This window comes from Heliomarina sp., from assembly GCF_052826185.1.
Genome location: NZ_JBRBUI010000027.1, coordinates 232,357 through 246,755, shown reverse-complemented (window position 1 = coordinate 246,755; position 14,399 = coordinate 232,357). Strand labels below are relative to the sequence as shown.

At 60.7% G+C, this 14,399-nt stretch carries 16 protein-coding genes; 10 read left to right on the top strand and 6 right to left on the bottom strand.

From position 1 onward, the window contains the following. Window positions 1–9: 9 nt before the first annotated feature. Together map and sfsA are read right to left on the bottom strand one after the other, a co-directional pair. Window positions 10–822, bottom strand: a complete 813-nt coding sequence (map, locus tag ACU0FH_RS10005) for a type I methionyl aminopeptidase (protein ID WP_446194585.1) — start codon at window positions 820–822, stop codon at window positions 10–12. A 65-nt stretch (window positions 823–887) separates the two neighbouring features. Next, window positions 888–1,592, bottom strand: a complete 705-nt coding sequence (sfsA, locus tag ACU0FH_RS10000) for a DNA/RNA nuclease SfsA (RefSeq protein ID WP_446194473.1) — start codon at window positions 1,590–1,592, stop codon at window positions 888–890. A gap of 48 nt (window positions 1,593–1,640) precedes the next feature. Here sfsA and ACU0FH_RS09995 point away from each other — a divergent pair, with 48 nt between their 5' ends. Genes ACU0FH_RS09995 through ACU0FH_RS09980 form a run of 4 tightly spaced genes read left to right on the top strand, consistent with a single transcriptional unit; the run spans window position 1,641 to window position 4,582 of the window. Beyond that, a complete protein-coding gene (locus ACU0FH_RS09995; RefSeq protein ID WP_446194472.1) occupies window positions 1,641–2,369 on the top strand; it encodes a competence/damage-inducible protein A in 729 nt (242 codons plus the stop codon). After that, complete coding sequence (locus ACU0FH_RS09990) at window positions 2,366–3,100, top strand: GNAT family N-acetyltransferase (RefSeq protein ID WP_446194471.1); 735 nt, start codon at window positions 2,366–2,368, stop codon at window positions 3,098–3,100. Before ACU0FH_RS09995 ends, ACU0FH_RS09990 begins: the two co-directional genes overlap by 4 nt. Beyond that, window positions 3,093–3,665 (top strand): peroxidase-related enzyme, encoded by a 573-nt coding sequence (locus ACU0FH_RS09985; protein ID WP_233145532.1) that lies wholly within the window; start codon window positions 3,093–3,095, stop codon window positions 3,663–3,665. Before ACU0FH_RS09990 ends, ACU0FH_RS09985 begins: the two co-directional genes overlap by 8 nt. Beyond that, window positions 3,662–4,582, top strand: a complete 921-nt coding sequence (locus ACU0FH_RS09980) for an OmpA family protein (RefSeq protein ID WP_446194470.1) — start codon at window positions 3,662–3,664, stop codon at window positions 4,580–4,582. Before ACU0FH_RS09985 ends, ACU0FH_RS09980 begins: the two co-directional genes overlap by 4 nt. A gap of 30 nt (window positions 4,583–4,612) precedes the next feature. Here ACU0FH_RS09980 and ACU0FH_RS09975 read toward each other — a convergent pair whose 3' ends face one another. After that, window positions 4,613–5,788 (bottom strand): acetyl-CoA C-acyltransferase family protein, encoded by a 1,176-nt coding sequence (locus ACU0FH_RS09975; RefSeq protein ID WP_446194469.1) that lies wholly within the window; start codon window positions 5,786–5,788, stop codon window positions 4,613–4,615. Window positions 5,789–5,906: 118 nt separating this feature from the next. On the opposite strand from ACU0FH_RS09975, the gene ACU0FH_RS09970 reads away from it, so the two are divergent. The 5 genes from ACU0FH_RS09970 (at window position 5,907) to ACU0FH_RS09950 (ending at window position 10,355) form a co-directional block, all read left to right on the top strand. Then, window positions 5,907–6,473 (top strand): helix-turn-helix domain-containing protein, encoded by a 567-nt coding sequence (locus ACU0FH_RS09970; protein ID WP_446194468.1) that lies wholly within the window; start codon window positions 5,907–5,909, stop codon window positions 6,471–6,473. 96 nt (window positions 6,474–6,569) lie between these two features. Further along, window positions 6,570–7,754 (top strand): glycine C-acetyltransferase, encoded by a 1,185-nt coding sequence (locus ACU0FH_RS09965; RefSeq protein WP_446194467.1) that lies wholly within the window; start codon window positions 6,570–6,572, stop codon window positions 7,752–7,754. After that, the gene (locus ACU0FH_RS09960) at window positions 7,754–8,368 is read left to right on the top strand and encodes a class I SAM-dependent methyltransferase (RefSeq protein WP_446194466.1); all 615 of its coding nucleotides are present in this window, start codon (window positions 7,754–7,756) and stop codon (window positions 8,366–8,368) included. The genes ACU0FH_RS09965 and ACU0FH_RS09960 overlap by 1 nt, the downstream gene beginning before the upstream one ends. Further along, window positions 8,365–9,402, top strand: coding sequence for an L-threonine 3-dehydrogenase (gene tdh / locus ACU0FH_RS09955; protein WP_446194465.1), 1,038 nt, complete (start codon window positions 8,365–8,367; stop codon window positions 9,400–9,402). Before ACU0FH_RS09960 ends, tdh begins: the two co-directional genes overlap by 4 nt. Further along, complete coding sequence (locus ACU0FH_RS09950) at window positions 9,399–10,355, top strand: PLP-dependent cysteine synthase family protein (RefSeq protein ID WP_446194464.1); 957 nt, start codon at window positions 9,399–9,401, stop codon at window positions 10,353–10,355. Before tdh ends, ACU0FH_RS09950 begins: the two co-directional genes overlap by 4 nt. 80 nt (window positions 10,356–10,435) lie before the next feature. Here the strand turns inward: ACU0FH_RS09950 and ACU0FH_RS09945 are convergent, their stop codons facing one another. Both ACU0FH_RS09945 and ACU0FH_RS09940 read right to left on the bottom strand, forming a co-directional pair. Next, complete coding sequence (locus ACU0FH_RS09945; protein WP_446194463.1) at window positions 10,436–11,164, bottom strand: metallophosphoesterase; 729 nt, start codon at window positions 11,162–11,164, stop codon at window positions 10,436–10,438. A 76-nt stretch (window positions 11,165–11,240) separates the two neighbouring features. Beyond that, window positions 11,241–12,197, bottom strand: coding sequence for a LysR family transcriptional regulator (locus tag ACU0FH_RS09940; RefSeq protein WP_446194462.1), 957 nt, complete (start codon window positions 12,195–12,197; stop codon window positions 11,241–11,243). 164 nt (window positions 12,198–12,361) lie between these two features. Between ACU0FH_RS09940 and ACU0FH_RS09935 the strand changes: the two genes are divergently transcribed. Beyond that, window positions 12,362–12,745 (top strand): hypothetical protein, encoded by a 384-nt coding sequence (locus tag ACU0FH_RS09935; protein ID WP_446194461.1) that lies wholly within the window; start codon window positions 12,362–12,364, stop codon window positions 12,743–12,745. Between the two features lie 54 nt (window positions 12,746–12,799). Here ACU0FH_RS09935 and serA read toward each other — a convergent pair whose 3' ends face one another. After that, the gene (serA, locus tag ACU0FH_RS09930) at window positions 12,800–14,395 is read right to left on the bottom strand and encodes a phosphoglycerate dehydrogenase (RefSeq protein ID WP_446194460.1); all 1,596 of its coding nucleotides are present in this window, start codon (window positions 14,393–14,395) and stop codon (window positions 12,800–12,802) included. Between the last annotated feature and the right edge of the window lie 4 nt (window positions 14,396–14,399).

Here is a 14,399-nt window from a genome sequence, read left to right as displayed (position 1 = left end):
GCCAGCGGTTTAACCGTAGGTGGGGTGGAATTTGTTGCCCGGCGAGTTTGTGAAAATCTCACAACCGTCCTCGGTGACGCCAATCGAATGCTCGAACTGCGCCGACAGCGATTTGTCGCGGGTCACGGCAGTCCAGTCATCGGCCAAGGTCTTGGTTTCCGGGCGGCCCAGGTTAACCATCGGTTCGATGGTAAAGAACATGCCCGGTTCCAGAACGGCGCCATTGCCGGGACGGCCATAGTGCAGCACGTTCGGCGGCGCGTGGAACACGCGGCCAAGCCCGTGACCGCAGAAATCGCGAACGACGCTCATGCGGTTGGCTTCGACAAAGGTCTGGATCGCGTGACCGATATCGCCAAAGGTATTGCCCGGCTTGACCACCTCGATTCCGCGCATCAGCGCCTCGTAGGTGACGTCGATCAAACGTTCCGCCTTGCGCGGCAGTTTGCCCGCCACGTACATGCGGCTGGTGTCGCCGTACCAGCCATCGACGATCACGGTCACGTCGATGTTGAGAATATCGCCATCCTTCAGTGTCTTTGGGCCGGGGATACCGTGGCAGACCACGTGGTTTACTGAAATGCAGCTTGCGTGCTGATAGCCCTTGTAGCCGATGGTCGCCGAGGTCGCGCCCGCGTCCTCGACCATCTTGGTGATCAGGCGGTCAAGCTCTTCGGTCGTCTGGCCAACGGTCACATGCTCGGCAACGTCGTCAAGGATCTGCGCGGCAAGCGCGCCAGCCGTATGCATTCCGGCGAAATCGGCGGTTTCGTAGATCCGGATCCCGTCCTTGGTCAGGCGGCCACGATGTTCGTTCTTCAACAAGGGCTCTCCATCCTTTTGGATAGTTTCGATTATAACGACCCGTCTCTAAAATCCAATGGTCGTCAGGTCACGGCGGCCACAGAGCGACCAAGCGACACATGTTGAGGCGTGATATCGCAATCGTAGCAAAGAATTTCAACACCCGAGGCACGCGCAGCGGTGAAGGCGGCTGCATAAGCAGGGTCGATATCGCGGGCAAGATCGAAAGACGTGCAGTCGGTGCGCTGGATCAGGTAGAACATGATTGCGCGATGCCCCTCAGCCGCCATATCCGCAAGTTCGGCCAGATGTTTGGCGCCCCGCGCGGTCACGCTGTCGGGGAATTCGGCAAGTCCCGGCTGGCGCGACAGGGTTACGGATTTCACTTCGACATAGGCATCGGGAAGGTCGGCGCCGGATAACAGGAAATCGATGCGACTGGATTTGCCGTATTTCACCTCGGGGCGGACGGTTTCGTAGTCGGCCAGTTCCGGGATTTCACGCGCCTCGAGTGCGTGGCGTAGGGCGCGGTTCGGAACGGATGTATCGACGCCGGTGAAATTCCCATCCTCGTGATCCACCAGACGCCAGCCGTATTTCAGCTTTTTTTTCGGATCGTCATTGGGTTCGAGCCAGATTTTCACGCCCGGTTCTGCCAGCCCCATCATCGAGCCGGGGTTGGCGCAATGGGCGGTGATCTCGCGCCCGTCTTCCAGCTGGCAATCTGCAAGAAAGCGTTTGTATCGCCGGATCAGCCAAGCCGGAACAAGAGGGGTTTGAAAGCGCATGAGACGCGGCCTATACCCAGATCAATAACCGTTCAAGGAGTTCCGCCCATGCCCAATCCGACTGCCGCCATGCTTGTGATCGGGGATGAAATCCTGTCCGGGCGGACTCGCGATGCGAATTTGTATCATCTTGCCGGACAACTGACGGCGCGGGGGATCGACCTGAAAGAAGTGCGCGTGGTGAGCGACGACGCGCCTGCCATCGTCGCGGCGGTCAAAGCGCTCTCGGCGGGGTTCGATCACGTCTTTACCAGCGGCGGCATCGGGCCGACCCATGATGACATCACCGCCGATTGCATTGCCGAGGCTTTCGACACGCCGATTGGCATCCGCGACGATGCCCGTGCCCTGCTTGCCGCGCATTACGAACGGACCGGGCGCGAGCTTAACGCAGCCCGGCTGCGGATGGCGCGAATTCCAGATGGCGCGGCGCTGATCGACAACCCAGTGTCGGTTGCGCCGGGCTTTACCATTGGCAACGTACACGTGATGGCGGGTGTGCCATCGGTGTTTGAGGCGATGGTGGCCAGCGTTCTGCCCGGCCTGACCGGCGGTGCGCCGCTGATCTCTGAATCCCTGCGTGTCGACAAGGGCGAAGGCGATATTGCGGAAACGCTCACCTCGATTTCGACCACCTACACCGACCTGTCCATCGGTTGTTACCCGTTTCAGGAAAACGGCCGTTACGGCGCGAATGTCGTGTTGCGCGGCAGCGATCCGGCACGGGTCACTGCCGCGCGGACAGCTTTGGTGCGCGCGCTGGAGGCGCTGGCATGACACCGCCCGATTGGTACGCCGTCATCGACGGCACATGGCCAGCGGCCACTTATCGAAAAGAGGACCCCTGGACCTTTCGCGAGGGACGGGGCGGCGGCAGCCGGGTGTCGGCGACAACCGCAGATGGACCGGTAACCGAGGCCGATATCGACCGCGCCGAAGAAGCAATGCTGGCGATGGATCAAAAGCTGATCTTCCAGATCCGCGAAGGTCAGGAGTATCTGGACGGGATACTGGCGGCGCGCGGCTATGCCATTCTTGACCCGGTCACGATCTACGCCTGCCCGCCAGAGACGCTCTGCGATGTGGCGATCCCCCGCGTGACGGTTCTTCAGGTCTGGGAGCCGCTCGCGATCATGCGGGAAATCTGGGCGGCCGGCGGCATCGGCCCGGAACGGATCGAGGTCATGAAACGCACCAAGGGCCAAAGAGTCAGCCTGCTTGGGCGGCTCAACGACAAGCCGGGCGGCGTCGCCTTTGTCGCGATCCATGATGGTGTCGCGATGGTCCACGCGGTCGAGGTTTGCCCGGGACAGCGCCGCCTTGGCATGGGCCGCTGGTTCATGCGCGCGGCGGCATTCTGGGCGCGCGACAACGGTGCCCACACCCTGTCGGTGATGTGTACGGATGCCAATGGCCCGGCCAATGGTTTGTACCGTTCGCTGGGCATGACCGTGACAGGGCACTATCATTACCGACACAGCACTACAGGGAGAGTGACACGTGACTGAAAAAGACAAGCCGACTGCCTTGGATCTGCCGATGGTCGATCCGTTGCCTGAAGCGACGCAGAAGTATTTCGACATCTGCATGGAAAAGCTTGGCATGGTGCCCAATGTGCTCAAGGCGAACGCGTTCGACATCGACAAGCTCAACGCCTTTACCGGCATGTATAATGACCTGATGCTGGCCGACAGCGGGCTTTCCAAGCTTGAACGCGAGATGATCGCGGTCGTGGTGTCCTCGATCAACAAGTGCTTTTACTGCCTAACCGCCCATGGTGCCGCCGTGCGCCAGCTGTCCGGCGATCCGGTGCTTGGCGAGATGCTGGTGATGAATTTCCGGGTGGCCGATCTGGACGCGCGCCAGCGGGCGATGCTGGAATTCGCGGAAAAGGTTACGATCTCAAGCCACAAGGTCGAGGAAGACGACCGGCAGGCCCTGCGCGAGGTCGGCTTTAGCGACCGCGATATCTGGGACATCGCCAATGTCACCGGCTTTTTCAACATGTCCAACCGCGTGGCAAGTGCCACGGATATGCGCCCGAACGACGCCTATCACGCGCAGGCAAGATGATCCGCCTGATCGCCGCATTGATACTGGCGGCAACGCCGGTCGCGGCGATCGAGCTGTCCCTGCCGGTGGGCGCGCGCATGTTGTCCGAACGGGTGATCCCGCTTGATGACTACGCGATGCCGGTGGGCGCCTATCGTGACGGTATCCTGCCGACCGAGACCTTTACCGGAGAGGTTGCGCGCCGCACGTGGCGGATCAACAGTTCCGACCTGACGACGCTTCAGGTGCTTGAACCGATCCGGACTCAGCTTGAGCAGGCCGGGTACGAGGTGCTGTACGCCTGCAAGGATATCGAATGCGGCGGCTTCGATTTCCGTTTCCGGACCGAGATCACCCCGGCCCCGGACATGTATGTCGACATCAGGAACTTCCGCTACGTGGCCGCGCAGAAGACAAACGGCGAAGCCCTGAGCGTCTTGGTCAGCAAGAGCCGGGCATCCGCCTACATCCAGATTATCGAAGTCTCACCAGATGAGGGCGAAAAGGTTCCAACCGAACCCGTGGCCGAAATCGAACCAACGCTGGAGGCAGGTCAGCCCCGGCAGACGGTGAACCAATTCGAGCGTGACGGCCATATCGTGCTGCGCGACCTCGAATTTGAAACCGGCGCCGTTGCTCTTGGACCGGGGCCCTATGACTCACTGGTCAATCTTGCCGCCTATCTGACCGAGAATCCGGGCGTGCGGATCGCGCTTGTCGGGCATACGGATTCGGTTGGCGGTCTGGCCGGGAATATCGACCTGTCCCGTCGCCGTGCGCAGGCGGTGCGGGACAGGCTGATCGAAACCTATGATATCGACGCGGGTCGGCTTGAGGCCGATGGCGTGGGCTATCTAGCCCCGGCGGCCAGCAATCTCGACCCGCAAGGCCGCGAGGATAACAGGCGCGTCGAGGCCGTGCTGCTGTCGCTGGAATGAAAACGGGGGCCGCAGCCCCCGCTTCCGACATCAGATACGCTCGATGGCAAGGGCGATGCCCTGACCGCCGCCGATGCACATTGTGATGATCGCTTTCGAGCCACCAATCCGCTCAAGCTCGTAAAGTGCCTTGATCGTGATCAGGGCACCGGTCGCGCCCACCGGGTGTCCCAGCGCGATGGCACCGCCGTTAGGGTTCACCTTGTCGGTATCCAGACCCAGTTCGCGGTTCACCGCGATGGCCTGCGCGGCAAAGGCTTCGTTGCTTTCGATGACGTCGAAATCCTCGACGCTCAGACCGGTTTTCTTGAGCAGGTTCTGAACGGCCGGGATCGGACCGACACCCATGACTTCGGGACGCACGCCGGAATGGGCGTACCCCAGCACGCGGGCGCGCGGCTTGAGACCGGCCTTTTCCGCAGCGGATGCGCTGGCGAGGACGATGGCCCCTGCGCCATCATTGATGCCGCTTGCGTTGCCCGCCGTGACGGTACCGTCTTTCTGGAACGCAGGCCGCAACCCGGCAAGCGCCTCGGCGCTGGTCTTCTTGGGGTGCTCATCGACCTTGAAGGGCACTTTCTCGCGCTTGACCATCACGTCGACCGGCGCGATCTGGCTTTCGAAATAGCCCGCCTCGATAGCCTTGGCCGCGCGGGTCTGCGAGGTCAGCGCGAAGGCGTCCTGATCTTCGCGGGTGATCTGGTGTTCCGAGGCGACGTTTTCCGCCGTGACGCCCATGTGGCCGGTGCCAAAGGGGCAGTTGAGCGCACCCAGCATCATGTCGAGCGATTTCACATCACCCATCTTCTGCCCCCAGCGGGCCGAGGGCACGATATAGGGGCTACGGGACATCGCCTCGGCCCCACCGGCGAGAGCGAAGTCCGCATCGCCTAGCATCAGGTTCTGAATGGCCGACACAATCGCCTGCGCGCCGGAACCACACAGACGGTTGACGTTCATCGCCGGGGTGGTTTCAGGGATACCGGCCTGCATCGCGGCAACGCGGCTCAGGTACATGTCGCGCGGTTCGGTGTTGATCACGTGGCCAAAGACGACATGGCCGATCTGCCCGCCCTCGACGCCCGAGCGTTCAAGCGCGGCTTCGGTCACGACGGTGGCCAGATCAATCGGGGCCACGCTGGACAGGGCGCCTCCGAAGGTCCCGATCGCGGTGCGGGCACCGTCCAGAATAACGACATCAGTCATAGCTTTACTCCCTTTCAAAATCCTCGCGGGGAATATGCGCGCAGAAGTTTTGGCATTCCAGCGCAATCCGGGGATTGTTGAATTGACAATACGTCACTTTCGCTTTCATCAATCCGTCATGACGGAAAACACCGACGATATCCTGAACCGCCTGCCAGCCCGGCTTAAAGAAGCGCGCCGCGCCAAGGGCCTGTCGCTTGAGGCCGTGGCGAACTTGTCCGGCGTGTCGCGGTCAATGGTGAGCCAGATCGAACGTGGCGAAAGCAGCCCGACCATATCGACGCTTTGGAACCTGACCCGCGCCCTTCAGGTGGATTTCGCCGGTCTGCTTGACTCGGAAAAGACCCGCGACCGCATCGACGTCATTCGCGCCGAAGAGGCCCCGACCATCGAAAACATGGGAGAGGGCTGCCGGATTCGTATCCTCTCTCCACCCGAAGAGGCCGGCCATCACGAAGTGTATGAGCTGATCTTTACGGAGGGCGGCGCCCTCAGAAGCCAGCCACACACCCGCGGCGCCACCGAACAACTTACAGTGATCAGCGGCGAAGTTCTCGTGACCTCGGGCAATGCGGAATCGACCCTGTCACAGGGCGATACGGCCCGTTACGCAGCAGATGTCCCCCATAGCATCCAATCCGCCGGATCACCGGCAAGGGCATTACTAATCGTCAAGAATGCCTGAAAATCCGTCTTACAGGAATTTTTCCGTTAAACCGGAAATCCTTCTTTCAGGAATCACTTGGGCCATGGTAAGGGTCGGGCAAAGGAGACCTGCCCGATGCCCAGCGAATTTCTATCCCATATTTCGAACACGCTTGACGAGATCGAAGCCGAGGGGCTGACCAAGCGCGAACGTCTGATCACCTCACCCCAAGGTGGCGAGATCACCGTGAACGGGCGCAATGTCATCAACCTCTGCGCCAATAACTACCTTGGGCTGGCCGATCATCCGGACCTCATCGCGGCGGCCCGGGCGGCGATGGAACCAAAGGGATTCGGCATGGCCTCGGTCCGGTTCATCTGTGGCACGCAGGATATCCACCGCGAGCTTGAACAAGCGCTGGCAAAATTCCTCGGCATGGAGGATTCGATCCTTTTCGCGGCCTGCTTCGATGCCAATGGCGGCCTGTTCGAACCATTGCTTGGCACCGAGGATGCGGTGATCTCTGACGCACTGAACCATGCCTCGATCATCGACGGTATCAGGCTCTGCAAAGCGAAAAGATACCGCTATGCCAATTCCGACATGGACGATCTCGAAGCCCAACTAAAGGCTGCGAAAGCCGACGGTGCGCGCCATATCATGATCGCCACAGATGGCGTCTTCTCGATGGACGGCTACCTTGCCAAGCTTGGCGAAATCCGCGCGCTGGCAGATAAGTACGACGCCATTGTCATGGTGGACGATTGCCATGCCACAGGCTTCATGGGGCCGAAAGGCGAAGGCACCCCGGCCCATGCGGGCGTCAGCGTGGATATCTTGACTGGAACACTGGGCAAGGCACTGGGCGGCGCAATCGGCGGCTATGTTGCCGGGCCGCAACCAGTGATCGACCTGCTGCGCCAGCGTGCACGGCCCTACCTGTTTTCCAACTCGCTGCCCCCCGCCATCGTCGCTGCCGGGCTCGAGGCGCTGCGTCTGGTGCAAGAGGGCGACGATCTTCGCGCCCGGCTGTTCGAAAACGCGAAATACTGGCGCGAGGGGCTGACCGATCTCGGGTTCGACCTTCTGCCCGGCGAACACCCGATTATCCCGGTGATGCTTGGAGAAGCGCAACTGGCACAGGACATGGCGAACCGGCTGTTCGAAGAAGGCGTCTATGTCTCGGGCTTTTTCTTTCCCGTCGTGCCACGCGGACAGGCCCGGATCAGAACCCAGATGAACGCGGCCCTCACCCGCGAAGAACTCGACCGTGCCCTTGATGCCTTTGCCACGGCCGGGAAGGCGACCGGGGTGATCTGATGTACACCGGGAACGAAGCCCTTCGGATCTACGCAGAGAATGCCGAACAGCTTGCCGAGCGCTATGAATCCGTCGATGCGGACGCGGTTTTTGCGCCGCTCGCCCGGCTGCTTCCCGACGCGCCTGCCCGCATCGCCGATATCGGTGCGGGGACCGGTCGAGACGCGGCTTGGCTGGCAGCGCGGGGACACAGCGTAACCGCCGTCGAGCCGACGCAGGGTTTGCGTAAGGCCGGAATTGCCCGGCATGGCGACCGGGTGGAATGGGTGTCGGACACCCTGCCGGATCTAACGACGCTTGATAACCGCACATTCGACCTCATCTTCGTAAACGCCGTCTGGCATCATCTCAATGAGAACTCGCGGGAAGCGGCCATGAAGCGACTGGCCGAACTCACCTGCGCGGGCGGACGTGTCCTGATTTCGCTGCGCCACGGGCCGCTGCCAAAAGGTCAACCTGTCGAGCCTCTGTCGACAGAACAGGAAATCGACCGCGCCGAGCGCGCAGGCTTTGAGCTGATCCAACGCATAGAAACCGATTCGCGGCAGGAACATAACCGGCAGACCGGTGTGACCTGGACCTGGCTCGCACTGGAACAAAGAGACATCTCATGAAAAACGAAATGAAAGCCCTGTCGAAACTTCACGCCCGCGAGGGTCTCTGGATGACCCATGCCCCGGTGCCGGAAATTGGCCCCGAAGACGTGCTGATCCGCATCAACGCCACCGGCATCTGCGGCACGGACATCCATATCTGGAACTGGGATGAATGGGCGCAGAACACCGTTCCCGTCCCTCTGATAACCGGCCACGAGTTCGCTGGCGAAATCGTCGAGATCGGGCGTAATGTCGAAGGTCTCGAAATCGGCCAGCGCTGCTCTGGCGAAGGCCACCTGATCGGGAAATCCTCGCGCCAGAGCCGGGCGGGCAAGTTTCACCTCGACCCAGCCACGCGCGGCATTGGCGTCAACGAACAGGGCGCCTTCGCCCAATACCTGCGCCTGCCTGCCTTCAACGTGGTGCCCCTGCCCGACGATATCCCGGATGAAATCGGCGCGATTCTCGACCCGCTCGGCAACGCCGTCCACACCGCACTGTCCTTCGATCTCGTAGGCGAGGACGTGCTGATCACCGGCGCAGGCCCCATCGGCATCATGGCAGCAGCGGTCGCGCGGCACGTGGGTGCGCGCCACGTGGTAATCACAGATGTTAATCCCGCGCGGTTGGAACTGGCCGCCAAGGTCGCCGATGTCACCCCCGTCAATGTCGCCGAGCAAGACCTTGCCAAAACGATCTCGGATCTCAAGATGAAACAGGGCTTTGACGTGGGGCTGGAAATGTCCGGCAACCAGACCGCGCTGGATCAGATGGTCGAGGCGATGACCATGGGCGGTCGCATCGCGATGCTGGGCATCCCGCCGGGAAAATCCCCCGTCGACTGGTCGCGCATCGTCTTCAAGGCGATCACGATCAAGGGCGTCTATGGCCGCGAAATATTCGAGACATGGTACAAGATGATCGCGATGCTCCAGAACGGACTCGATGTCTCGGGCGTTATTACCCATCACTTCAAGGTCGATGAATTCGAAGAGGGCTTTGCCGCGATGAAATCCGGACAAAGTGGCAAAGTGGTGCTCGACTGGACATGACGGCGACCTCGATCCTCGATCTCATCGGCAACACCCCTTCCCTCTGGCTCGACCGGCTGACCACGGAAAAGCGGGTCGAGGGACGGATCCTCACCAAGCTCGACTACCTGAACCCCGGCTTTTCCAAAAAGGACCGTGCCGCACTGGGCATCATCCGGGCCGCCCGCGCCGATGGGAGCCTCCGCCCGGGCCAGACCGTGGTGGAACTCACATCCGGCAACATGGGAACCGGTCTGGCCATCGTCTGCGGCCAACTGGGCCACCCGTTCATCGCCGTGATGAGCCGAGGCAATTCCCCCGAACGGGCGCGGATGATGAAAGCCCTCGGGGCCGAGGTCATCCTCGTTGATCAGGCCCCCGGCAGCCAGCCGGGACAGGTCTCGGGCGAGGATCTAGCTGTCGTGGAAACACGTGCGCAAGAGGTGACCGAAGCCCGCTCGGCCTTCCGCGCCGATCAGTTCAACCACCCCGGCAACGCCGAAGCGCACCGCCGGACTACGGGACCAGAGCTCTGGCGCGACTCAGACGAAACGCTGACCGCCTTTGTCGATTTCGCCGGGTCCGGGGGCACCTACGCCGGCACCATCACAGCGCTTAAAGACCTGAACCCTAACCTGCGCGGCTATCTCTGCGAACCAGAAGGGGCGGCCGCACTTTCCGGCGGAAAAATCAGTCATCCCGCCCACCCGATTCAGGGCGGCGGTTACGCCATGCACGAATTGCAGCAACTCATTGACACCCCAGTCGATGGTTACGTCGCTGTCAATGGCTCAACCGCACGCGATACCGCCAGAACCCTCGCACAAAGTCTCGGCATCTTCGCTGGTTTCTCCGCCGGAGCCAATGTTGCCGCCGCTCTCGACCTGCTCAGAGGCCCGGAAAAAGGCGGCACCATCGGCGTCATCATCTGCGACAGCGGGCTGAAATATCTATCCACCGATCTCTGGGACTGATCCTGCTTCTTTGGGTTAAAAAATATCCCGGGGAATCCGCGCGCCCGCGCGGATGGGGCAGAGCCCCCTGTCTTTTTGCCTCAGGGCACCAGCGGCAGCCGCCCCTGTTCGTCCAGCAGCCAGCAATCCTCACCTTCAAAAACCGCAGGATAAATCGTCCGCCCGTAACCGCCACCACCGTCGAGATTAACCCGGTTGCCATAATGAAACGGCATGTCCAGCGCCGTATGACCATGGACCACCAGCCAGGGATAAGGCGCTTTTTCTTCGAGAAACCCTTCGCGGATCCAGAGCAGATCATCGGGATCCTGATCGCTCAGCGCGACTCCGGGACGAAGCCCCGCATGGACGAAAAGTTTCCCCTCTCGCTCAATATACTTCGGCAGACCCTGCAGAAAACCGAGATGAGTTTCCGGCACCATTTCACGGGCCTCTTCAACCAGCGCCTCACGCGGGCGACGCTCGGCACCCTTGACGCCGTAGGACAAAAGCGTCGCGGGTCCGCCAAGGCGCGGATTCAGCCAGCCGATACCGGATTTGATCCTAGGATCATGCACGGCGCCGTCGCTCAGGAACCGGGCGAACATGCGGTCATGATTGCCCATCAGCACCTGCCATGGCATCCCGTCCGCCTGCCCGGCCATCAACCTGTCGATCACGCCCTTGGAATCCGGGCCCCGATCGACGAGATCGCCAAGAAAAACGATGCGCGCATTAGGCCCGCCGTCTGCGTTGACCCATTCCAGAGCCTGTTCCAGCAGCTCGATCTGCCCGTGGATATCGCCAATCGCGTAAAGTGGATCGTTCACCCAAACACCTGTCTCTTTTATCTTTCGCGAACTGTTTCACAGCAGGCGGGCAAGGTCCACCACGGGTGGGCCGGGATCAGCCTCCGGCCTCGAAAGCCTCGGCATCATCCAGCGGTTTCAGCAGATCTGCGATCTGTGCCCGCATCCAGCGATGCGCGGGCGCGTTTGTCGCCCGTTTGTGCCAAATCATCCCGATCTGCGCCGCCGGTATCGGCATGGGCGGAATATAGGCGTCGATCCCGAGGGTATCCCGCAGCTTGTAGGCCATCTGCGCCGGCATCAGCGCCACATGATCGCTGGCGGACACGGCCCGGCAGACTCCGTAGAATACCGGCATCGTCATGACCACGCGCCTCTCCCGGCCGACTTTGGCTAGCGCTGCGTCCCCCATCGCCTTCAGGTTCCCCTCGGGCGAAAACAGGATATGGCCGAGGTCGCAGAAGAGGTCCATCGGCACCTTGTCGCCCGGTTGCACCCCATGCGCGCGCAGGACCGAGTGATCTTGCCGTGCGATCAAGACAAAGCACGACCGGAACATCGGTTCCCAGTCGACCCAGCCGGGGTGGTCCAGCGCCGGGATCAGCGCCATGTCCACTTCGTGGCTTTCCAGCTTGCCGACGAAATTGTCGGGCACCAGATCGACAAGCTGAACCCGGATGTCGGGACCGACGCGGGACAGACGTTCGCCCAGCGCAGGCATCAGCATTTCGGCAAAGAAATCACTACCGGAAATCTTGAAGGTCTCGCTGGCCGTGGCAGGATCGAAGCTTTCAGGACCGGCAATCATCGTCTCGATATTGTCCAGCGTGTCACGCAGGGGCCGGGCGAGAGAAAGCGCGTATACCGTCGGCTCGAGCCGCTGCCCGTTACGAACAAAAAGCGGATCATCCAAGGCCGCTCTCAGACGCCCCAGTGCCGAAGAAACGGCTGGCTGGCTCAGCCCGATGCGTTCCCCCGCCCTGACGGTGGATCCTTCGAGCAAAAGCGCATCAAGGACGCGCAGCAGGTTAAGGTCGAACGCATATAAATTCATGATATCAATAAATATCATATAAAATATCGATTTCACAGCCTCAGCGGATCTCACCTAATATTGGATCTACCTTCTCCTTGCCGTAACGCACTAAGGCGCAAGGCTTTTTAAGAACATCATGGATGCCGCTTTGCAGGGTCCATGTTCAATGTAAGGAAATATTTATGAAGTCGATTTCATTCTGGTTCTTTATTCTCGGCGTCGCCTCGGTCCTGATCGGGATGGTTTGGGGCATTCAGATGAGCGCGACGCATGACCATCTCTTGTCGCCAGCCCATGCGCATCTGAACCTTCTGGGATGGGTCAGCTTTTCGATTTTCGCCTTCTACTACCATCTCGTGCCGGACGCGGCTGAAGGGATGCTTCCGCAGGTGCATTTCGCGCTTGCCGTTAGTGGGCTTGTTCTCATCGTGCCGGGTATCGCGATGGCCATCCAGGGCCACGGCGAAACACTGGCCAAGCTCGGCTCGATCCTGTCCGTGCTGAACATGCTGGTGTTCGCGGCGGTGGTGGTACGTAACCGCAATGCTATTGCCATGACGGCGTAAAAAAAATGGCCCCGGGATCAGCGGGGCCATTTCCGTTACTGAGCTCTGACGACGTCAGGCGACGTCGAACGCCAGCGGTTTGACCTGCTGGAATTTCCCGGTCTCTTCGAGCTTTTTCAGCACCTCGCCCGGAACCGGCGCGTCGACGTAAAGCAGTGCAATCGCTTCGCCCTTCTCAGCCGAACGGCCCAGCGTAAAGTTGGCGATGTTCACGCCGCCTTCGCCCATGGTAAGACCAAGTGTACCAATAATGCCGGGCACGTCCTTGTTGGTCGTGTAGAGCATGTGCGACCCGATTTCGGCGTCGATATTGATGCCTTTGATCTGAATGAAGCGCGGCTTGCCGTCCGAGAACACGGTGCCCGCAATCGAACGTTCACGTTTTTCGGTGACGACGGTAACCTTCATGTAGCCGTCGAATGCGCCGGACTTGTCCTGATTGGTCGTGCTGATCTTGATGCCACGTTCCTTGGCAACGACAGGTGCCGAAACCATGTTAACGTCTGGATTGGCTTTTTTCATGATGCCAGCCACCACGCCGCAGTTCAGCGCGGCAAGGTTCATCTTGGAAACCGAACCGTCATAGAGGATATTGATGGCCTTGATCGGTTCGTCGGTCAGCTGGCCGATGAAGTTGCCCAGATGGCCCGCAAGCGTGACCCACGGCCCCATGACCTTGGCTTCCTCGGCGGTCATCGACGGCATGTTCAGTGCGTTTTCAACGGCGCCTTCAAGCAGGTAGTTCGACATCTGCTCGGCCACCTGAAGCGCGACATTCTCCTGTGCTTCCGTGGTCGCCGCGCCAAGGTGCGGGGTGCAGACCACGTTCGGCAAGTTGAACAGCGGGTTCTCCTTTGCGGGTTCTTCGCTGAACACGTCGAAGGCGGCGCCGGCGACATGGCCGGATTTCAACAGCTCGGCCAGAGCCGCCTCATCCACCAGACCGCCACGGGCGCAGTTGATGATCCGGACACCTTTCTTGGTCTTTTCAAGGTTTTCCTTGGAAAGGATGTTGCGGGTCTGTTCGGTCAGCGGCACGTGCAGGGTGATGAAATCGGCGCGTGCCAGCAGCTCGTCCAGCTCGACCTTTTCGACGCCAAGCTGCTTAGCCTTTTCTTCGCCGAGGAAGGGGTCATAGGCGACAACCTTCATCCGAAGCCCCAGCGCACGGGCGCAGACGATACCGCCGATGTTGCCCGCGCCGATAACGCCAAGCGTCTTGCCGGTCAGTTCGACCCCCATGAACTTCGACTTTTCCCATTTACCCGCGTGGGTCGAGGCGCTGGCCTCGGGGATCTGGCGCGCCACGGCGAACATCATCGCGATGGCGTGTTCCGCCGTGGTGATCATGTTGCCATAGGGCGTGTTCATAACAATGACGCCCTTCTTGGAGGCAGCGTCCTTGTCGATGTTGTCGGTACCGATACCGGCGCGGCCGATCACCTTGAGATTGCTGGCGTTCTCAAGGATCTTTTCGGTCACCTTGGTCGCGGAACGAATGGCAAGGCCGTCGTACTGGCCGATCACTTCGGCCAGCTTGTCCTTGTCCTTGCCCAGATCGGGCTGGAAATCCACGTCAATGCCGCGATCCTTGAAGATCTGAACGGCAGCCGCAGAGAGTTTGTCAGAGATGAGTACACGGGGGGCCATGGGT